The organism is Streptomyces sp. NPDC002868 (assembly GCF_055563295.1).
Window position 1 is genome coordinate 1,144,754 of sequence record NZ_JBVHDR010000001.1, and the last position, 20,019, is coordinate 1,164,772.

The window sequence follows — 20,019 nt, forward strand, 5'->3', positions numbered from 1 at the left end:
CGAGAACGTGCGGTGCGGCGGATATGCGGCGCGGAGCACACTCCATCAGGTGTTGCCGAGCCGGCGGCGTGTGCCACTCGCGAAGGTTTTCGGCCATCCCGCGTCCGCATGGTTGACGGGGGTCGGCCGCCGGTTTGAGAATGACATGTCATTCCGTCGGCAGGAGGGGAACGCCCGTGGCTACAGGCGCCGTTGGCACGGGCGGCGCGGTCGACAAGCGGGAGGCGATCCTTCGCGCGGCGAGGAGGGTGTTCGCCGAGCGCGGCTACCACGCGACCGGCATCTCCGACATCGCCCGCGAACTCGGTGCCGGGCACGGCACGTTCTACCGGTATTTCAAGAACAAGGAAGACATCGCGCGCAGCGTGGTGTCGCGCGCTCTGCAGCAGGTGAGCGAGGCACTGGCCGACGAGGACCCGCGTTCCTCGCAGACCCTGCCGCAGTACCGGGAGCAGGTCGGGCGGATCGGCAACAAGCTGTTCGACCTCGTCGCCGCAGAGCCGGAGTTGTGCCGCATCCTGTTCTACGACGCCATAGCAATCGACCGGGCCGATGCGGACTTCGCCGGGAGGGTGATGGAGTCGGCGGCCGCCTTCACGGCCGCGTTCATCCACAACGGGCAGGACCGGGGCTTCCTGCGCCGCGATGTGGACGCCACGGTGGTCGGACTGGCCGTGAACGGGATGATCACGACCGGGGCGCTACGGCTGCTGCACGCGCCGGATCCCGAAGCCATGCGCGAGCCGTGGATCCACACCGTGGAGACGCTCATGTTCGACGGCCTCGGCTCCGCCTGAGCCGCGGTTGCAAGAGGTGCAAGGACCGCTCATTTCTTTTGCCTTCCGAACGGAATGACATGTCATTCCGGAAAGGGGAGAACGATGGTCCAGGTTGATGTCTTCTGGTCGTACGGCATAGGGGCGAGCTTCGCCACTGCCGCCGCGTACCAGCTCAGGAGCGCCGACGCCGGCCGTGCCGGCCGATGGTCGGATCCGTATCTGCTGGGCACCACGCTGTATTGCGCCGTGCTGTTCGCGCCGAGCGGAGCGTGGCTGCTGTGGGGCTTTCCGGACTGGGAGACGATGCAGACGGCCAGCGGCCACGGCTCGCTGCCGCCATGGCTGGTCGCGCTGTTCGCCGCGACGAATGTGAGCCAGGGCGTCCTCGGCTACTGGGTCGCGGCGCGGCTGATCGCGCGCGGCCGGGTGTACGCAGCCTTCCTCCAGGCAGGACTGGGGTACGCGGGCATGTTCTTCATTCTTGTCCACGGCTGGGACGGCCGGGGCTACCAGCGGTTCTTCTCCGCCGACCGGGATACCTTCGCGGCCTGGCCCAAGCATCCGGGCCTCGGGCAGGCACTGTCGCGCGCGGGCGACTGGCTGGCCTCGCCTGTCGCGTTGACGCTGTACGGGATGGGGGCGGTGATCGTCCCGGCGATGCTGGCGCTGATGGTCTCCTGGGTCAGGTCGGGGCAGCTCGCGGCGGGCGGCGGCGAGGGCGGCGTGGTGGCCGGGCGGCTCCGTATCGTCGCTGCCGTGCTGGGCGCCGTCTTCGGGGTGGCGCTGGGCACGGCTGTGGCCGCCAGTGTGCTGGTTCACCTGCTGGGCTGGTGGCTCGGCGTACCGGTGGCCGCGGCCGTCACCCTCCTGTTCGTCGTACGCCCCGAAACGGGTGCGGCGCACCGCGTCTTTCTGCTGCTCGGCCTCCCCGACCGGCGGATCGGCTTGCCTTCGAGTGCACTCCAAGAGTGAGACTGGCGAGCGGCCGTCAGGCCAACCCGCACGCGCCATTAGAGCGAGGACGAGTGACCATCGCACATTTCCCCGGGCACCCGCTGCCATACGACCGCTACCTCGAGGCGATCAAGCGGGAGACCGCCCGATTCGCAGCCGCCGTCACGGCCAAAGATCCCACCGCAGCCGTCCCCACATGCCCCGACTGGACGCTGGCTGATCTGACCAGACACCTCGGAGCGGTGCAGCGCTGGTTCAGCGTTCTGCTGACCCGAGTCGTCCAGGAGCCGCCACGCGACCGCACGGTGGAACTGGGGCTGCCGGAGCGCGAGGACGCTCTTGCCGAATGGCTCTCAACTGGGGTCTCCGAGGTCCTCGCCCTCGTGCGCACCACCGATCCCGACGCCCCGATGTGGGCCTGGGGTGCCGACCAGCACGCGCGATTCTGGGTCCGGCGGATGGCCTTCGAAACACTGGTACACCGGGTCGACGCGGAACGGACCGTGGGTCGGACATCGGACATCGACGCCACACTGGCCGCAGACGGCGTGGACGAGTTCCTGGTCAATCTGCCCTACGCCAGCTCCTTCGCACCAGACGTGGCGAACTTGCGCGGGAACGGCGAGGCCATCCGTTTCGAGTGCACCGACCGTGAGAGCGACGGTGACAGCTGGGTCGTCCGGCTGCGGCCCGACACGTTCGGGATCGAGCCGGAACGAGCGGAGGAGGCCCCGGCAGGGCAGACACTCGAGCACGCCAAGGTCAGGGGTCGGGCCGCTGACATGCTTCTGCTCATGTACGGAAGGCTTACCCACGACAGCAGGGCCTTCGAGGTATCGGGCGACGAGCGCCTACTCACCCGCTGGTTCAGCCACTCCGCGTTCTGATGCCCGCAGTCGGTCACCTGCCGTCGCAAGGCGTCGGCCTGCGTCGTCAGGCAGGGCCCTCCGGCGCATCGGCGCTCATCTCAGTTGTTGTCCTTGGCGGAGGAGTGAGAATGGCCGCGCACCACTCTCCGTACGTTCCCCGGCTCGACAACGCCGCCTTGATGCAGGCAATCCGTGTCGAAGAGCACCAGCGTCCCTGCCGGCCCTGCCAGTGGAATCGGAACTTCTGTTTCGTGTCCCTGAGTGATGGGGAGCCGTGCCTGCGGGGTGCCGACTGCGAGATGTGCCTCGCGAATCATTCGACTGCGGCGGTGGCTTGCCGGTACGAATGAGGGAGCACCCCAATCCTGGCGCGCGGTGGTCAGGCAAAGATATGCCTTGAGCGCGTGCTTGCGGTCATAGTGCAGCGCTGTGACCGGAGTGAGGTCGGGAACATCTTGTGTCAGGTACGCAAACTTGTGCACCGTGGCGCCGGCTCCGAGGTAGTCGGCCGCTACGGCAGTCAGTGTGCTGTCGGACAGAAAGGATCGGATTCCTGGAAAGGAGTGCGCTTTGGCTGCATTGAGCCGTAAGGCCCGCGAGGAGATCCCTGGACGGTAGTCGACTTCGCGCACTCCGACGGTCACCTCATTGAAGGCGCGTTCGTGTTCGTCCAGCAGACCGTTGAGCCGACTGCCCGCTACCCAAGCGGGCGCGACCGCTATGCCGTACTGGCGCAGGAGCGAAAGCCAGCTCTCCGCGGTCGCTTGTTCGCGGGCCGTGAGGGTCGGCAGGACGTTCATGCGTAGTTCCACGCCGAGGCGAGCACCGCTAGTCGGTCCTGATAGCCGCGGCAGTGCGGGTGTTCCCAGCGGGGGATGCATTCGACGTCTTGGGGGAGCGTGTCTCGCGCGTGTCCCTGCCAGTCGGCGCCCGGGAGTTGGGCCGTGCGTGCGACATCCTCCAGAACGGCTTCCGGCGTGGAAACGAGCTGTTCCAGCTGGACCACGTGAGTTGAGGCGCTGACAGCGGCAAGGACGGTACGAGCGTGGATGAGGGATGTTTCGACAAAATGGACTGCCTCGGCAGGCCGCATTCCGTCTACCTGGGACGTGGCGAGGCCGATGACAGTTTCGACCGGATGGCGCATGGCGTAGAGCAGGCAATCCTCAGGCTGGAGGATATCCGTAATGAGTCGGGCTGTGTGGGGTCCGACTTTGACAATGAGATGGGAAGCGTCGCCCGCCAGCATGAGAAGTGACTGCCGGACCAGTGATTGCCACCGGGGGCGGGGCAGGGGGCGCGGCATGAGTAGGTGACCGTAGACCGGGATGGTGACCGACTGAGCCCCCGTGGCCTCCTTGAGGCTGGCCGCGGCGTGACGTCCCGCATCCGATGTGGCGGCCAGACGGTTCGTGAAATCGGTCAGGGCTTGCGCCGCGCGGCGGGGAAGCCATGTCTGCCCGTCGCATGGTGCGTGGGCGAGGAGTTGGGTGAGATCTGCGATCACGGGTAGTCCGCAGTTCTGGGGAGCGGTTGTCGCGGGATGGGCACTGACTGCTCGCACTGTTGCATCGGCGCCTGAGCGACCGGGCCCCGCGGCAACGAAGACTATTCTGGGATTCTCAGCGCCGGTCATCGGCATGCTCCGTTGGGGTGGCGAGGGCAGCTACGGTGTCGTGCACGGTGCTTTCCACCGGGACCGGCGGGATCCGCACCAGGGAGCGCAGTTCATTCCATCCGGTGGGGCATGCGGGTGGCTGACGGCGGCTCGCCGACAAAGGGGTCTGCGCAATCCGGACTCTGCGACCCGTCAGGTCCCGGACTGCGGCAGCCGTCAGCTCGGCGAGTGCGCCAAGAGTCAACGGCCCGGTGGTGGCCGCGACGGGACCGGGCCATGCGACAGGCAGCTCTGTGAGCGCAGACATCACAGCAGCTGCCTCGCGGACATCGAGAAGATCCACACAGCGGTCGTGGGGCGGGATGGTGATTGTGCTGGTGCGCAGTGCGGCACCTGCCATGCGCGTCAGGAATGATCCGCCAGTCCCGCGCGGTGAGGGACCGGCGAGGACCGTGAGGCGGATCAGCCATGCAGGGCCTGGATGCGCACTGGTCAGCATCTCGGCAGCAGACTTGCTGCGGGCATAGAGGTCCTGCGCGGGATCGGCGGCCGCACGCGAGGAGGAAAACACGATCACAGTGTCGGCGCGCACGGCGGCGAGCAACGCGGCGGTCGCGGTGACGTTGTCGGCCCAAATCCGTGTAGCTGGTTGGCCGCGCAAGGATCCGGCGCAGTGAACCACTGCCCGGCAGTCGAGCGTTCCGGGAGCCAGACGCTCCAGCCGCCCAAGATCGAGACGGCTCTCCCTGCCCGTCTCTCCCAACGTTCTGGCCACGGCGCTGCCGAGATAGCCCGAAGCGCCGCTCACTGCGGTGATCACCTTGCGGCTTCTGCGTACGGTGCGGCTTCCTTCGCTGGACGGCCACCTGCCGCAGTGGACAGCTCGATCAGCAGCCCCGCCGGAGGAGAGGGTGGGGGGAACGTCTCCTGCTGGAGAACGAGAGCTTCATACAGCAGGTCCAACTCGTTGAAGCCCAGCCATGACCGCATTCCGGTAAGCCCAGTGAACCGGGCGTTGACTTCGAAGATACGGATGTCACCGTCCGGCGTTCGCCGACCCTGGAAGTTCCACGCGCCCCATGCTCCGTGATGACTGAGCGCCTCCCGAGCATGCCGGGACACGAGCCTGCTCAACGCGTCATCGACGATCTCAACGAGGTGGGGGACACCGCCGACCAGGTTGTTGCGGCTGACAAAGCATCCAAGGTCTCGCCCGCGAGGCCCGATCAGGACCTGCACCGAGTACTCGCCGTCCTGCCTCAAGAGGTGAGCGCGTCGGTCCCAAGGCCGACGGTCCTGGGAGTCAAGAGGCAGCAGTTCCTGCGCAATATCGATACCGGGGCGGAAACAGGCCCGCAGCGCCTCAGCGTTGTCTGCAAGGCGCACACCGCGCGAGGCGTTCCCGCACCGGGGTTTGACCAGGATGGGCCAGCCCACCGTGCCGGCCAGGCGGAGCGCGTCGCGCACAGTGGCCGCGGTCATGGCGATCGAGAGTGCTGAGCCAGCGAACAGAGAACTGGTCACCGCCTTGTCGTAGGCGGCCTGAACAGTGTGAGGCGGCCCATTTCCCAGTACCCCACCGCGGGCGGCAAGGTCATCGGCGACCTGGCCGAGCACAGTCGCATCCTCATCTCTGCCGGCCACCACCAAGCACGGCCCGACTTCCTCGACGAGCGTCAGCACCCGTTCCTGGAAGGCTTCACGGTCCTGGGTCGCCGGACTGGGAAGCGCACGAAGACCAGACAGGAGTCGAGCAGGCCAAGAACTGATACCGGTGATCGCGTAGGTGTGAGAGCTCACCGCGGCGGCCTGCTGCGCAGCGATGCCGACGCCGCTGGTCGAGCTCGTCAGGACGAGAGGGCGGGTCATGCTCGTGCCCGTAGGAGCAGATAGCGGCGGTCCCCGTAGTAGGCCCGCGCAGCACGCCGGTAGACAGCCGCCACCGGGGCCTTCAACGGCCACGGTGTGTCGGGATACCACGCCTCAAGACAGCGGCCCATGTCCAGGTAGGAATCAGAGGGTTGCGTACGGAACAGGCGTGCGATGAGCCATTGCGCGCACGTTCCCAGCTCAAACAGATAGAGGCGAGGGCGGGTGGAGCGAACAGAGCGAAGCTGCACCAACAGATCGCGCCGGATGCGATGGGTCTGCAGCGCCGGTAGGACGGGATCGGTGAAGAGAGAGCCGTTGGGGCGTGCGTGCGGCCACGCTGGGGAAGGGCAAAAGGTGAAGTGAGCAGGATCGAGACGCCAGCGTTCGGCCAGGTCACGCATCTTTTCCGGTGCCACGAGGATGACGTGACGGTCCCGAGCGATCTGCGGGAGTTCCAGGAGGGAACACGAGACGAGGCCGGCGGTGAGCGTCTGAGCGAACTGGAAAGGCCGGTCGGTCAGGGCGAACCGATCTACCAGGTCGGCATAGGAGTAGTCCCATTCCCAATAGCGCAGCAGCCGTGGATCTACGCCGATCCTCAGGTCGAAAGCAGGCCGCTGCAGTTTCCTGGTCAGATACTCCAGATCGAGGCTGATCGTCTGTATCCAACGCGGGTCGGCCGGAGGGTCCACCACATCTCGCAGAAGTTCGTCCAGGTAGTCCAGATACGCCCGCCGCTCCCCGCGAACCCGCTCCGTGGACTCCATGGGCCGCTTGAAGATCATCTGATCGCACCGTCGCCAGCCATCGGCCCGCCAGCCCCCGGTATTGAGCAGGGCGAGGTGATCCCACACGCCGTGGGTGCGTTTGGCGAAAGCCACGCCACCGCCGCTCGCAACACGCCCGAGGAGCTCTTCACACGGCGGGTTGCGGACCCATAAGCGGCGCTGACCCTTCATGCCACAGCCTCGCCGACGAGTTCAGCGATCCGCCCGAGGGTAGAGCGGTGAATAGCCCCCCACAGCGGCAGACACAGCACGTCCTCGGCCGCACTGTCTGCCACCGGTGTCGCCTCGCGCATGACAGTTCCTCCTGCCCGATAACCAGGACCGAAATACCGCTTGCTGTTGACCCCGTTTCTCAGCAGATGCGTATGAACCCGATCCGCGAGTGGGCGTCCACCGGAACGTAGACGAACTACCGCATACGCATGATTGCTGTGCACGCCGTGGGCAGGCCGCATGAGATGCACCTCGGGCATGCCGGCAAGGAGCCCGCCGTACACCTCCATCGCAACGGCGCGCCGACTGATCTCCCCGCCCAGCGCATTGAGGACCAACAAGCCCACCGCAGACTGCAATTCGTTCAACTTGGCATTCGTGCCGTACTCGAGAGCGCCTCCAGCCCAGGCCAACCCGAAATTACGCAGCCGGCGCACAGCCCCGGCCACCTCAGGATGCCGGGTACAGACCGCACCGCCCTCGAGCGTATGCATCACTTTGGTGGCGTGGAAACTGACGGCACTCGCATCGCCGAACGCCGTGACAGGAACATCAGCCACCCGCACACCCACCGCAGGCGCGGCATCGTAGAGGAGAGCGAGACCATGGCGATCCGCTACCTTCTGGAGCCCTTCCACATCGGCCGGATGCCCGAAAGTATGGACGGCCAGGACGGCACTCGTGCGGGAAGTGACGGCCGCCGAGACAGCCGCTGGGTCAAGGGTCAGATGGGCAGGCTCCACATCCGCCATCACGGGCACCAGTCCGTTCCACCGCAGCGCCTGCGTCGTGGCCGGAAAGGTGAACGCCGCAGTGACCACCTCTCCCTCAAGCCGAAGCGCACGGCACGCCAACTGCAGGGCCAGGGTCCCGTTAGCCGTTGCGGCCACGTTGTGCCAGCCCAAGATCTGTTGGAGCGCCGCCTCGAACCGGCCTAGCACCGGCCCGTCATTGGTCACCCAGCCGCGCTCCCAGATCCCTTCCAACAAGGGAATCAGCTCAGGCAGCGACGGCATGAAGGGACGGGTCAAGGGAACATGTTCCGGCGAACCCGAGCCACACTCGGGCTCGCTCCCCGACCAGCACGGCTGAGTCGGCGGTCCGCTGGCCCCCGGAACAGACACATGCGCGTTGCCGCTGCTCATCGCGCACCGCTGACTACGGGGTAACCGAACTCCCGTGCCTCCTCGGCGAGCCGGGCGCGCATCTGCGCGGCCACCACGTCCGGCAGCGCGCCGACCCGGTCTGTGCTGGGGCGGATCTCATCACTGGCGCACCGCAACCAGGCAGCATCCTGACGTAGGCCCAGGAAGCGGATGACGGCACTCAGAGTCCGAGCCGGCTCGGCGACCAAGTCCTCGTGTCGCACCACGAAACAGTTCTGGGCGTGAGGCGCGAACTCCCGCCAGCACCGGAAGTAAGCGGCCGTGTATGCGGCCGCCTCGACAGGATCGGTCGGGCCCCAGTCGCGCTGCGTATGGGAAAGAGCAACGGCCATCGGATCACGCACCATGACCACCACCCGCGACTCAGGCAGAAGGAGCTGCAGGCGACGAACGTACTGCGCGTTGCTCGGCGTCTTCTCACACAGCACAGGCCGTAAAGGGTCCAAGGCCACCAGGCGGAACGCCTCAGCAATGAATCTACCCAACGCCCGTGCCAGATCGGGTTCTTGCATCGGCGCCGGCATCGGAGACCGCGCGCGCCCTACGAGACGCAAGTCGTGAGCCCGCACCCCATCAAAAAGATGCTCCAGCGCCTCCTGCAGATCATTCGCCTCGCCCAGGGTCTCCCGCACGTGACGCGCGAACGCGGCCAACGCGGTACTTGCCCCGCCGGGCGTATAGCCGAGATCCGCGAGCAGCATCGGCCACAGATCGTTTACCGCCTCCAGCATGCGCGTCTCACCGCCGCCGACGGCGCTCACCTCGGGATGAGTACACAGCAGACGCTTCACCACGCTCGTGCCTGTGCGGCCGTGTACTCCTCCTACAAAGATCAGGCTTGGGGACACCGGCGACGAAGGTGGTGCTTCCTGCACGCTGGTGACCTCCACACGATCCGGTAGTCCGCCGTGCCGCAGTTCACTTTTCGCATATGCATGACCTCGTGGAGTGAACAGTCTGCCATTGCTCCCTCGCGGTTTCTAGAGCGTGATGGCCGCGACGGGGAGGCGGGGCGCCCATGTAGTGCCGCCGAGCGATCCAAGGGGCGCACGCCGGAGTGAATGTGGGGTGATCACGCGATACCTGCGCTGCGGTCAGATTCGAGCAGGAGTGTAAGGGTTCGCAATCATTCGTGACTTCCCTTGACGTCCCCTTCCGGCCACGGGACATTGTTGGACCCTGGCCGGATCTCGCAACTTTCGCGTGTATTCCGGAGCCGGGCAAGGAGGGCACGCGCCGGTGCTGAACTGCGCCTGGCTCGTTCCCGGATGGGGGGGGATTCACCCACATGGGACTGTTCAGCAAAAAGACACAGCCGCAGGCCGTTCCAAGGCCGCTGACGGTCGACGACGAGGATCTTGCCAACGCGGCACATCTGCTGCCGCGTTTTCTAGTGGCCATGGACGACCGGGGGGTGCGGATGGGGGCGCTCGCGATCGCCGAGGCCGCCGGAGCTCTGAGCCTGCAGGAAGCAGGTCTGGCGCAGATACGGACCGGCGACAGTGGCATCGACCGGCCCTGGAAGTGGCTGACGGCAGTCGGGCGCGCAGCGCACCGTCAGGGCAACGGTGAACTAGTCGCGCAGATTGCGCTGTTCACCCTCCTTTGGGTCATGAACATCCAGCCCAAGGCGGGGTTTGCGGACCGTATGGACATGAAGATGGACGACCCGTCCTCAGAGCTGCTCGCGGACATCTACTCGTTGGCGCTCGAGGCATTGCCCGGGCTGGACCCCGACACCGTCATTGTCAATCGCCCCGAGGGTGTGATGACAGCAGAGACGACCCTCGTGGCCTGCGCCCAGCAGGCTCTAGGCCTCGGCCAGTTGCTGGAGCCACGTGTGCTGGAGTGCGCACGGAGCTACGCCACGTAAGGCGCGACGCAACCGCCACGAGATGCCTGAGCCGACGGGTCGGCACCCCCGGGTGCCGACCCGCTCGGCCGTGGTCGGCGGGGGCGAAGTGGTGGTGGTGGCGGGCGGCTTGGAATTGGACTGGGTTTCGTCACTGCCGCCGGTGGCCTCAAGCCACGGGGACGGGTGCGCTGACCTGCGGCACCAACTGCCCGCCTACGCGCCTGACCTCAAGGATCGCAGCGCCTGCCGCCGGGCCACGGCTCAGTGGGCGAGGAGCATGTAGGTGTTCTCCAGTTCGTCCTGCACGACGTGGGCATCTCCCGCGACAGTCCGCACGACAAGGTCGTCTTCCGGGGTATGGACCCGATACTGCCAGCCTTGCGGGGGTCGCAGCCGTTGGCCGAGTGTGGCCAGGGAGTCCATCGTCTGGCTGTCGTCCACGGTGTGGGAGTACGCCTGCAGGACGTATGTGCGGTCGCCCGGGGCGAGCAGCGCATGCACCGGTTTGCCGCTGGACAGGACGTACTCGGTGTCCCGTTTCACCGTGGAATCGACGTAGAACTTCTTGGCCGTCGCCCCGGTGAGGTCGATCTCCGCGGGGATACGGAGTTCGGCCACGCAGCGGGCCTCCAGGCCGTCGAACATCGCGGTGTCCCCCCACTCGAACGCCGTGACCTCGTCGATCGTCCAGAAGCGGGGTCCGTTCAGGAACACCATCGGCACCTTGAACTGCTCCGCCAGCGCACGGGGGTCGAGCGCGTTCCACCGCTCCGGCGGACAGTCGTTGAGACCGAAGGTGTTATAGACGGCTGCCTTGAGACGACCGTCCTCGCCCGGCGAGATGAGAAGGACCTCGCCGTAGCGAGCGTTCCGCAGGCCGCTCAGGTGACGGGCCGCTTTCGTCGTGTCGGACATGGCTCCTCCTTGTCACAGCCCGTCTCCGCTCCTGCGCGGAGACCGCCTGTGGAGAAAGGCCCGCCAAGGGTCGGGCCCGGGTAGTACCGCGGGTCGTCCACTCCATCAAGCGCATCACACGCGTGGTGAAGCCGCACGTCGTCCCCGGTGGCGTCGAGCGACGGCCGAGCGGGCGAGCGGGCCCCCTGCGGCGCGGCCGCGTCCGACCGTCGAGCCGTCGGCACATGCACCTCGACCTCCGCGCCCACCGGGATCTCGACCGCGGGTTCCGCCGACGAATTCGAGCTGGACCGGACGCGCAAGAGGCGAGAAGGCCGAGAGTTTCCTGGGAGTAGCACTCGCAGGCTGCGGATGCCCCCTTTCCACTGCGCCGGCAGTTTGCCGCCGTGTCGCCGCCGGGCAGAGCGGATCCTGGCGACGTGGCCGCCGGAGTGGGGTGGTGCCCAGAGGCACAGTGCCTCGGCGATCTTCCTCGGGCCCGGCACCCGGTCCGAGGGGCCGAACGTCACCGAACCTGCCCGCCACCGCCCGTACGGCTCACGTGGGATGAGGGACGAAGCCCCCGTGCCACCACCGGCAGGCGACCGCCCCGTGGATATCCGGGGGGTGCGTCTCCTGGGTGCAGCACGCCCCCCTTCGCCCTCACCACACGGCGTCGGGCCGCCCTAGCCTCGACACCATGGAGACAGACAAGCGCCCCGCCGCCGAGAACGCGCTGGGAGGTTTCCTCCGCGCACGGCGTGCCCAACTGCGCCCCGAAGACACGGGGCTTCCCACATCCGGCCGCCGCAGGGTGCCCGGTCTGCGCCGCGAAGAGGTCGCCGCGCTCGCCGGGGTGAGCGCCGACTACTACATGCGCCTGGAACAAGGCCGCGAACGGCACCCGTCCCAGCAGGTACTCGAAGCCGTCGCGCGAGCTCTGCGGCTGGACGACGAAGCGGTGGCTCACTTGTACCGCGTGGCCACCACGACCACGCGCCGTACGCGCCGCGCGCCCCGCGTCGAACGCGTCCCCCCGCACCTGCGGCGGCTCGTCGACACCTGGAGCGACACGCCCGCCTTCGTCCTGGGCCACGCCCTGGACATCCTGGTGCGCAACCAGCTCGCAGGCGCCCTGTACGCAGGCTTCACCTACTCCGACAACCTGCTGCGCATGACGTTCCTGGACCCGGCCGCGCACGACTTCTATCGCGAGTGGGACCGTGCCGCCGAATCATGCGTGGCCACACTGCGGCGTGCGGCCGGCATCGACCCCGAGGACCCGCGACTGATCGAACTCGTCGGCGAACTGTCCATGAAGAGTGCCGACTTCCGCGCCCTGTGGGCTCGGCACGACGTGCGGGGCAAGACTCGCGAGGCCAAGCGCTTCCATCACGCCGAAGTCGGCGACCTGGAGCTGCATTACGAGGCCTTCACCGTGAACAGTGCTCCCGGTCAGCAACTCATCGTCTACCAAGCCGAACTGGGAAGCACTTCCGCCGACGCCCTTGCCCTGCTCGGCTCTCTGAGCGCCATCCCCGTGCGCGCGCAGGACACCGCGATGGGCACCGACTGAGTGCGCGCTCGCGGCTCCACCTACTTCCGGGAGTGCTGGGCCGAGCGCCGCGTGCACGAGCGCACCGAGGGGACCAAGGGCTACCACCACCCGGTCGTCGGCGACCTCACCGTCACCTACCAGGCCCTCGCCCTGCCCGGCGACACCGACCAGATCTTGTTCATCTACACCACCGAGCCGGACTCTCCCTCCGAAACCGCCCTGAGGCTCCTGGCGACCTGGGCGATCGAGCCACTCGCCGACGATGCCCGTACCACCGTGCACAGCGAACCGGGCCCCACCGCCTGAGCCCGGCACCCCTTCCTCGACTAGCCTGGGACCATGAGCGACAGCACTCCTCTGGGAGAGTTCCTCAGAGCACGGCGCGAAGCCCTCAAGCCACAGGATGTGGGCCTGCCCGAGCATGGTCGCAGGCGGGTGCCCGGGCTGCGACGCGAGGAAGTCGCCATGCTGGCCGGTGTGAGCTCCGACTACTACATGCGTCTGGAACAGGGCCGGGAGACCAGCCCCTCGCCCCAGGTCGTCGACGCCGTCGCCGCCGCCCTCCACCTTGATGAGGAGGCCACCGACCACCTGCGCAGACTCACCCGGGCACGCCAGGAACGCCGGAGCCTTCCCGTCGGCCACGACCGGATCAGCCCGCAGCTGCTCCAGTTGCTCGACAGCTGGCCCGACACCCCCGCATTCGTCCTGGGCCCGGCCCTGGACGTGCTGGCGCAAAACGCCCTCGCCGCGGCTCTGCACAGCGGATTCGAGCGGTTCGACAACCTGGCCCGCATGGTGTTCCTGGACCCGGCGGGACGTGACTTCTACCAGGACTGGGAGAAGGCCGCGCACGCGTGCGTCGCCGAAATCCGCGCGGCCTACGGGCATGACCCGGACTCCCCGCGTATCACCGAAGTCGTCGAGACGCTTTGCGCGAAGAGCGCGGAATTCACCGAGTTGTGGGCGCGGCACGATGTGAAGGGCAAGACCCGGCAGGCGAAGAACCTCAAGCACCCCCAGGTCGGCGACCTGGAAATCCAGTTCTCCGCCTTCACCGTCAACGAAGCCCCGCACCAGCAGCTGGTCGTCTACCAGGCCGAACCCGCCGGCACCACCGCCGCCGCCTTCGCCGAACTCCGCTCCCGGGCCGACCACCGCGAACCCGCGGAGCAGCAGACCGAAACCGACCGGGTCCCCAGCGACACATAGTTCCCTTGCCCGTGTGGCCAGATATTCAGAGGAAGTCTGCTGCGTGCGGCGGCAGTTGAGCGCCGTGTACGCGCTGGAGGCGGCCCCTGGACATCAAGCGCACCGCGCTGAGCGACCTGCGCAACCAACGCGGCATCGACGACAACGTGGCCATGAACAGAATCCCCTGTCATAGGAAGCAGCCGACGCGACGAGTCGGTGCGTCAACCGCGTCGGCGGCTGATCAGGGGGCAAGGCCGCAGCCGATTACTGCTTGAGGGTCCAGTCCGGATCTCGGCCATGGTCAGGCTCCCTCGCGGGCGCGCCGGTCACCTTCGCGGTAGAGCACCAGGTGCTCGTGGAAGAGAATCCCGTCGCGGACGTCACCGGTGGCGGTGAAGCCGGTGTCGTCGACGTAGTCGATGTGGCTGTCGGTGACGGTATAGCCGCCGGTGTAGGCGCTCCGGCGGTTGCCGCGCGCCTCGTCGTAGCGGCCGTTCGGCAGCAGTTCCTGGCGGATGAACCCGTCCGCGGTCACCCACATCCCGACGTACGGATGCGGATCGAGGGGCATTTCGTTGCTGGTCATGGCTCTACAGTCGGCCCTCGCGGCGTGGAGCAACCAGACCGCCGTCTCCCCAGGTGAGGGCTTCCTGGGTGCCGCGCACCCAGCGTTGTGGACGGCCCCCGCTCCTCGCCGCGGGTCTGCGCGCCCGGCCTCACATGGGCAGGCTTCCTGCCGAAGTCGCCCTGGCCGGCGACATGTTCGCGCAGATGCGGGCCTCGCGCGAGCACGTGCTGAACCTCACCACCTACTGAGCGCCGCCCCCGGTGCGGTGTCCGCCCGCCGAGCCGGCGATCCACGCTCCGCAGGCAGCCCCACGCTCCGCAGAGGGGGTGGCACACACCCAGGAAATGCACGGCCTGGATGCGCACCGCACCAACCGTGAATCTGACATCAGGGCCTTTGGGACGCATAGAGACCCCGGGCCCACCCACCGGCGATTGAGACAGGTATTGCCATGACGAACACCGCCACCACTACTACGAGCCCGCGCCGTGACGACGCTGCCCTGCACGAACTCCGAAACCCCCAGGGGCGACCGCTGCTGCTGACCGGCGGAACGGTCGTCACCGGCAACCCGCTGATGGGCGACTGGCAGGAGGCCGACGTCCTCATCGGCGGCTCCGTGATCGTGGGAGTCGGCCCGGGCCTGCTGACCGCAGCGGGCGACGACAACATGATCGTCATCGACTGCGCGGGCACCCTCGTCCTGCCGGCCGCCACCGACTTCAGCGAGCCCCACAAGAGCGGCGCTCTCACCCCGGGGGAAACCGCCGACATCGCCGTCCTCCGGCTCGCCGACGCCCCCGGCAACCCGCCCGGCGCGGTACCGGCCCGCGGCACTCACCTGGACGTCCTGGTCGCCGGCGGAGAAGTCCGCCTCTGGAACGGCCGACCCCTGGACGAGGCGGAGACCGCCACCCCCGCCACCGACGAGGCACCCGTCTACGACCCGGCACACGCCTACGTGGGCATGTGGGTCGACGAGAACGACTTCGTACGCCAGGAACTGCTGCCCGACGGGCGCTACGACGAGGCACGCGGCGATCGCCCCAGCGCCTACCAGGGCCGCTACTGGATCAACGGCACCCGCATCGACTACCTGGACGACCTGGGTTTCTGGGCCTTCGGCGAGTTCCAGGACGACCACCTGCACCACGCCGGATACCGCTTCTCCAAGCGCTGACGGCCCTCGCCTCGGCGCCAGCCTGGGCCCGCAGCTGACCGGCGCCCTCGCCGGGCAAGGCTTCGGCGGCATCCTCCGCATCGTGGCCGTGGCCCTGGTCCTGGGCATCGCCCTGGCCCGGCCGGCCCTGCGCAACCGGCCCTCCGAGTAACCACCCCGCAATCAGCCGCTCATCCTGACCCAGCTCCAGAGCGGGGCCGACGCGAAGTGTCCGATCACCTGGGACGTCAGCGTGGACTCCGTCAGGAGCCTCTGCCTGGAGCGCAGGGCACTGAAGTGGCGCCACGCGCTGACCGTGGCTCAGGATTCCACGGCTGACTGGTGCAGGATCCGTGCCAGCTCGAGTGGCTGGGAGAACATCGGCCAGTGGCCGGTGTTCCTCTCGACCAGCCGCCAGTCCTCGCTGGTGAGCAGCTCGGCCACGTCGTCGCTCGGCTCGGCGCCGTCCAGCAGGCACTTGATGTATGTCGCCGAAACGATCGGCCGGTGGCGGCCCGCCGGCGTGCCGGCGCCGGGCCGGCAGGGGGTGTCGTACACCCAGGTGAACGGCGGCCTGGCTCTCGCCCGCGCGCCGTCGGAGGCTGCTCATACCGACGCCCACCGGAGGCGCCCCGCCCCCCCGATACGTGAACGGACGCGACCATGAACCTCGACCACACCCCGCGCCAGACCGTCCTCGACCAGCTGCGCCGCACCGCAACCGACCCCGACCGCCGCATCCTGTTCACCGGCGCCACGGTGGTCACCATGGACCCCGCCCTCGGCACCCTCCCGCTCGGCGACGTGCTCGTCCAGGGCACCACCATCGCCGCCGTCGGCGGCGACCTGCGCGCCCAGGGGGCCGCCGAGGGCGCCGTCGTCGTCGACGCCGCCGGCACCGTCGTCACACCCGGATTCGTCGATACCCACCGCCACGCGTGGGAGGCCCAGCTGCGCCGGATCATGCCGGACGTCGACGACCTCGGCGCCTACGTCACGACCACTCTCCTCGGCTACGCCCCGGTCTACCGGCCTCAGGACATGTACACGGGGACGAAGCTGGCGGCGCTCACCGCCATCGACTCCGGCATCACCACCATGCTGGACTTCTCCCACAACTCCCGTACCGCCGCCCACTCCGACGCTGCGGTCCGCGCCCTGCTGGACACCGGCATCCGCGGCGTCCACGCCGCCATGGGCCCGCACTTCGGCGCGTGGGACCATCAGTGGCCGGCCGATGTCGCCCGCCTCCAGAAGGAGTACGGCAGCGAGCTGCTGACCTTCCGCCTGGCCACCCTGGCCACCGACGAGATCGCCGGACCCGAGATCGCGTACGGCCCCGAGCTCGCCCGGTTCGCCAAGGAGCTGGGCATCGGCGTCAGCGTCGACGCGGTCTTCGGCACCTCCTCCTCGCAGGCCATCCTGGCCTGGGAGCGGCAGGGCCTGTTGGGCCCGGACCTCACCCTGATCCACTCCACGGGCCTGACCGCCGAGGCCTGGCGCGCCATCGGCGCCAGCGGTACCACCGTCGCGCTGGCCCCCACCTCCGACGCCCAGATCGGCCTGGAGACCGCGATCCCCGCCGTGGACGAGGCCCTGTCCGTCGGCGTCCGCCCCGGCCTCAGCATCGATGTCGAAGTCGCGCTGGCCAGCGACATGTTCACCCAGATGCGGGCCCTGCACGCCATCCAGCGGATGCGCGCCGTCAACGGCGTCTACGGCACCGAGCGTGAGCCGGTCCGCGTCAGCACCGCCGATGTGCTGGACTTCGCCACCCTGCAGGGCGCCCGGACCAATGGCCTGGCCGACGTGGTCGGTTCGCTGACACCGGGCAAGCAGGCCGACCTGTTGGTGATCACCGCTGAGGAGATCAACAACATGCCGCTCAACGACCCGATCGGCACCGTCGTCCTGGGCTCCGATGCCCGCAACATCGACGCCGTCCTGATCGCCGGCCAGGTCCGCAAGTTCAACGGCCATGTACTCGACGTCGACATTCCCGCGCTGCGCGCCGAAGTCACGGCCTCCCGCGACCATGTCCTTGCCGCCGCCCAGGCCGCCAACGCGACCGCTCCCTGATCCACCCTCCCCGCTCGTTCGCTGCCGCCGCGACAGGCGCCCCCGGGTGTCCACGGTGGCAGCGTCGCGCAACCTCCAGAACGACGTGGCCGATCGGCTGCCTGGCCGGGCGGTGTGGGAAGCGCCCTCCCCTCGATCGGCAGATGACGTACTCGCAAGGCATCGAAGCCGAGATCGGCATGGCCGTCCGCTGCGGTGAACGGTGTACACGCCGACGTCAGAGCCGTCGAGGGTAGGGCGCCTCTCCTGCCCAACGGCAACTGACCTGCCGTCGGCAACAACACATTCTACGACTGGAGTACCAGGCGACCGTCCGCATAGGGGAGGGCCTTGGCGCGCGGCAGATGCACCAGGAATGCCTCGATCGCCGGAACTCCGTCCTCCCGAGGCACCTTCGCCTTGATGAGCCGGCCGGCCACCTCGATCTCGAGCACGCGCTGCGGCCCGTGGTCCCGGACGCCCCGAAGCCTGGCGGGAAACGTATTGGGCCCGGGCTCCGTGACGATTTTGACGTACTCGGGCCGGATTCCCACCTGGACCTCGGTGGTGCCATCCGGGATGTCCCACGCCACGGCCAGGGCCCGGCCGCCAAGGGTGAAGTTCCCGCGTGGCCCGTCCACCGTCAGGAAGTTCATCGCCGGGGAGCCGATGAAGTAGCCGACGTACGCTGACGAGGGTGCCTCGAAAAGCTGCTCCGGGGTGCCCTGCTGCATGGCTAGGCCGTCCTTCATGACCAGTACTTCCTGCGCAATGCTCATTGCTTCGTACTGGTCGTGGGTAACGTAGATCACTGTGGGCTGGAAGTGCTCGGTGATTTCACGGATTTTGCGCCGCAGCGAGTGCTTCAGCTGCGGATCGATGACGGTCAGCGGCTCGTCCATCAGCACGGCCGCCACGTCGTCGCGGACGAGACCACGGCCGAGCGAGATCAGCTGCTTGTCGTCGGCGGTGAGCCGCCGGGCGGGCTGCTTGAGCCGATCATCCAGGTCCAGCGCCTCGGCGACCTGGTGGACCTTGGCGTCGATCCTCGCTTTGTCCCAGCGGCGGCACTGCAGAGGGAAGGCGAGGTTCTCGTACACCGTCATGGACTGGTAGATGACGGGAAACTGGAACACCTGGGCTATGTTGCGCGCCTTCGTGGGCAGCGCCGTGACGTCCACGCCGTCGAACAGGACCTGGCCCTGTGACGGTCTGACCAGTCCGGACAGGATGTTCAGCAGCGTGGTCTTGCCGCAACCCGACGGTCCGACCAATGCGTAGGTCCTGCCGGCTTCGAATGTCAGCTGCAGTGGCTTGAGAGCCCACTGCTCCTCTTCGACACCCGGCGCGTAGCTGTGCCCGACGTCGATGATGTCCAACTGCGCCATATCAACGCCCTTCCACTGAAGCAAGATCGTATGAAGGTGTCTGCACGAGCGTGCCCTTCTCGTCGAAGGCGAACAGCCGCTCCGGACGCAGCCGCAGTTTCACCAGATCACCGAGAGCGACGTCATGGATGCCCTCGATCTGCACGACGAACGGAGTCTCGCCGACGACCGCGTGAACGAAGGTCTCGGACCCGGAGATCTCGACGAAGGTGACCTCGCCCTCGACACCGGCGGAGGCCAGACTGACGTCCGTTGCCCGCAGACCGAACTGGTAGGCGCCGTCGGGCAGGTCGGCGAGATGCGGGGATACGTGCGTGGCCTGGAAGCCGGCCACGGTGACCTGACCGCCCTCGATACGGCCCGTGAAGATGTTCATGGGAGGGTCGTTGATGATGGACGCCACCGTGGTCGTCGCCGGGCGCTCGAAGACCTCCTGCGGAGGGCCGATCTGGAGGATCTGACCCTCATGCATGACCAGCACCACGTCACCCAGAATCATCGCCTCGGCGGGTTCGGTGGTCGTGTAGACCACTATCGTGTCGCCTTGGTCCGAGAAGAGGGTCTTGAACTCGTCGCGCAACTGCTCACGCAACTTGTAGTCCAGGTTCGCCAGCGGCTCGTCGAGCAGAAGAATGCCCGTGCCGCGTGCAAGGGCGCGAGCCACCGCGACTCGCTGCTGCTGTCCGCCGGAGAGCTGAGATGGTTTACGCCGCTCCAGGTCGGCCAGGCCGACACTCGCCAGGCTCTTCCTGACACGTAGCTGGATCTCGGCTCGTGACAGTCCCGCCCGCCTGAGCGGAAAGGCCACGTTGTCGAACACGTTGAGATGCGGGTAGTTGATGAACTGCTGGTAGACCATGGCAGTGTCGCGCCGCCAGACCGGCGTCTTCAGGAAGTCGGCTCCATCTCTGGTCAGAGAGCCGGAGTCCACCCCCTGCAGACCGGCCAGCACCCGCAGCAGCGTCGTCTTTCCCGCCATCGTCCGGCCGATGACGGTATGGAGCCGTCCCGGCACAAAGGTCGCGGTCACATCCTTGAGATGGTTCACGCCGTCGACGGTCAGGCACAGATCAGTGGTACTCATGT

20 protein-coding genes and 1 pseudogene are annotated in these 20,019 nt (G+C 67.6%); 9 read left to right on the top strand and 12 right to left on the bottom strand.

All coding sequences use genetic code 11. The features are described 5' to 3' along the window. The first annotated feature begins 176 nt into the window (after positions 1-176). The 3 genes from ACZ3H8_RS05285 (at position 177) to ACZ3H8_RS05295 (ending at position 2,620) form a co-directional block, all read left to right on the top strand. Positions 177-797, top strand: coding sequence for a TetR/AcrR family transcriptional regulator (locus ACZ3H8_RS05285; RefSeq protein WP_467397577.1), 621 nt, complete (start codon positions 177-179; stop codon positions 795-797). Between the two features lie 84 nt (positions 798-881). Beyond that, entirely contained in the window at positions 882-1,751 is an 870-nt protein-coding gene (locus ACZ3H8_RS05290) for a hypothetical protein (RefSeq protein ID WP_467397580.1), read from the top strand. 53 nt (positions 1,752-1,804) lie between these two features. Further along, complete coding sequence (locus ACZ3H8_RS05295) at positions 1,805-2,620, top strand: maleylpyruvate isomerase family mycothiol-dependent enzyme (RefSeq protein WP_467397582.1); 816 nt, start codon at positions 1,805-1,807, stop codon at positions 2,618-2,620. Between the two features lie 80 nt (positions 2,621-2,700). On the opposite strand, the gene ACZ3H8_RS05300 is transcribed toward ACZ3H8_RS05295, so the two are convergent. From ACZ3H8_RS05300 to ACZ3H8_RS05330, 7 genes are all read right to left on the bottom strand, one after another. After that, entirely contained in the window at positions 2,701-3,402 is a 702-nt protein-coding gene (locus ACZ3H8_RS05300; protein WP_467397584.1) for a phytanoyl-CoA dioxygenase family protein, read from the bottom strand. Next, positions 3,399-4,109 (bottom strand): hypothetical protein, encoded by a 711-nt coding sequence (locus ACZ3H8_RS05305; protein WP_467397587.1) that lies wholly within the window; start codon positions 4,107-4,109, stop codon positions 3,399-3,401. The genes ACZ3H8_RS05300 and ACZ3H8_RS05305 overlap by 4 nt, the downstream gene beginning before the upstream one ends. Before the next feature lie 115 nt (positions 4,110-4,224). Further along, positions 4,225-5,040, bottom strand: a complete 816-nt coding sequence (locus ACZ3H8_RS05310; RefSeq protein WP_467397589.1) for an NAD-dependent epimerase/dehydratase family protein — start codon at positions 5,038-5,040, stop codon at positions 4,225-4,227. Further along, positions 5,037-6,089: an ATP-binding protein gene (locus tag ACZ3H8_RS05315; protein WP_467397591.1), complete on the bottom strand. Its 1,053-nt coding sequence runs from the start codon at positions 6,087-6,089 to the stop codon at positions 5,037-5,039. Before ACZ3H8_RS05315 ends, ACZ3H8_RS05310 begins: the two co-directional genes overlap by 4 nt. After that, positions 6,086-7,051, bottom strand: coding sequence for a hypothetical protein (locus ACZ3H8_RS05320; protein WP_467397594.1), 966 nt, complete (start codon positions 7,049-7,051; stop codon positions 6,086-6,088). Before ACZ3H8_RS05320 ends, ACZ3H8_RS05315 begins: the two co-directional genes overlap by 4 nt. After that, the gene (locus ACZ3H8_RS05325; RefSeq protein WP_467397596.1) at positions 7,048-8,124 is read right to left on the bottom strand and encodes a DegT/DnrJ/EryC1/StrS family aminotransferase; all 1,077 of its coding nucleotides are present in this window, start codon (positions 8,122-8,124) and stop codon (positions 7,048-7,050) included. Before ACZ3H8_RS05325 ends, ACZ3H8_RS05320 begins: the two co-directional genes overlap by 4 nt. Positions 8,125-8,234: 110 nt before the next feature. Continuing rightward, positions 8,235-9,149, bottom strand: a complete 915-nt coding sequence (locus tag ACZ3H8_RS05330; protein ID WP_467397598.1) for a sulfotransferase family protein — start codon at positions 9,147-9,149, stop codon at positions 8,235-8,237. 398 nt (positions 9,150-9,547) lie between these two features. Here ACZ3H8_RS05330 and ACZ3H8_RS05335 point away from each other — a divergent pair, with 398 nt between their 5' ends. After that, entirely contained in the window at positions 9,548-10,132 is a 585-nt protein-coding gene (locus ACZ3H8_RS05335) for a hypothetical protein (protein ID WP_467397601.1), read from the top strand. 243 nt (positions 10,133-10,375) lie between these two features. Here the strand turns inward: ACZ3H8_RS05335 and ACZ3H8_RS05340 are convergent, their stop codons facing one another. Next, complete coding sequence (locus tag ACZ3H8_RS05340) at positions 10,376-11,029, bottom strand: hypothetical protein (RefSeq protein WP_467397603.1); 654 nt, start codon at positions 11,027-11,029, stop codon at positions 10,376-10,378. Between the two features lie 679 nt (positions 11,030-11,708). Between ACZ3H8_RS05340 and ACZ3H8_RS05345 the strand changes: the two genes are divergently transcribed. The 3 genes from ACZ3H8_RS05345 to ACZ3H8_RS05355 are packed head-to-tail and all read left to right on the top strand — an operon-like array spanning position 11,709 to position 13,778. Continuing rightward, complete coding sequence (locus ACZ3H8_RS05345) at positions 11,709-12,584, top strand: helix-turn-helix transcriptional regulator (RefSeq protein ID WP_467397606.1); 876 nt, start codon at positions 11,709-11,711, stop codon at positions 12,582-12,584. Then, positions 12,585-12,872, top strand: a complete 288-nt coding sequence (locus ACZ3H8_RS05350; protein ID WP_467397608.1) for an MmyB family transcriptional regulator — start codon at positions 12,585-12,587, stop codon at positions 12,870-12,872. A gap of 33 nt (positions 12,873-12,905) precedes the next feature. After that, a complete protein-coding gene (locus tag ACZ3H8_RS05355; protein ID WP_467397611.1) occupies positions 12,906-13,778 on the top strand; it encodes a helix-turn-helix transcriptional regulator in 873 nt (290 codons plus the stop codon). Between the two features lie 283 nt (positions 13,779-14,061). Here the strand turns inward: ACZ3H8_RS05355 and ACZ3H8_RS05360 are convergent, their stop codons facing one another. Then, positions 14,062-14,346: an Atu4866 domain-containing protein gene (locus tag ACZ3H8_RS05360; protein WP_467397613.1), complete on the bottom strand. Its 285-nt coding sequence runs from the start codon at positions 14,344-14,346 to the stop codon at positions 14,062-14,064. Between the two features lie 433 nt (positions 14,347-14,779). Between ACZ3H8_RS05360 and ACZ3H8_RS05365 the strand changes: the two genes are divergently transcribed. Next, positions 14,780-15,508, top strand: coding sequence for an Atu4866 domain-containing protein (locus ACZ3H8_RS05365; RefSeq protein ID WP_467397615.1), 729 nt, complete (start codon positions 14,780-14,782; stop codon positions 15,506-15,508). A gap of 300 nt (positions 15,509-15,808) precedes the next feature. Here ACZ3H8_RS05365 and ACZ3H8_RS05370 read toward each other — a convergent pair. Beyond that, positions 15,809-16,009: pseudogene (locus tag ACZ3H8_RS05370) on the bottom strand (alpha/beta hydrolase); the annotation flags it as partial. Between the two features lie 141 nt (positions 16,010-16,150). Here ACZ3H8_RS05370 and ACZ3H8_RS05375 point away from each other — a divergent pair. Further along, entirely contained in the window at positions 16,151-17,566 is a 1,416-nt protein-coding gene (locus ACZ3H8_RS05375; RefSeq protein ID WP_467397618.1) for an amidohydrolase family protein, read from the top strand. A gap of 287 nt (positions 17,567-17,853) precedes the next feature. Here the strand turns inward: ACZ3H8_RS05375 and ACZ3H8_RS05380 are convergent, their stop codons facing one another. Further along, positions 17,854-18,933 carry an ABC transporter ATP-binding protein gene (locus ACZ3H8_RS05380; RefSeq protein ID WP_467397621.1) on the bottom strand — a complete coding sequence of 360 codons (1,080 nt, stop codon included), beginning with the start codon at positions 18,931-18,933 and terminating at the stop codon, positions 17,854-17,856. A gap of 1 nt (position 18,934) precedes the next feature. Then, complete coding sequence (locus tag ACZ3H8_RS05385) at positions 18,935-20,017, bottom strand: ABC transporter ATP-binding protein (RefSeq protein WP_467397623.1); 1,083 nt, start codon at positions 20,015-20,017, stop codon at positions 18,935-18,937. Positions 20,018-20,019: the final 2 nt, after the last annotated feature.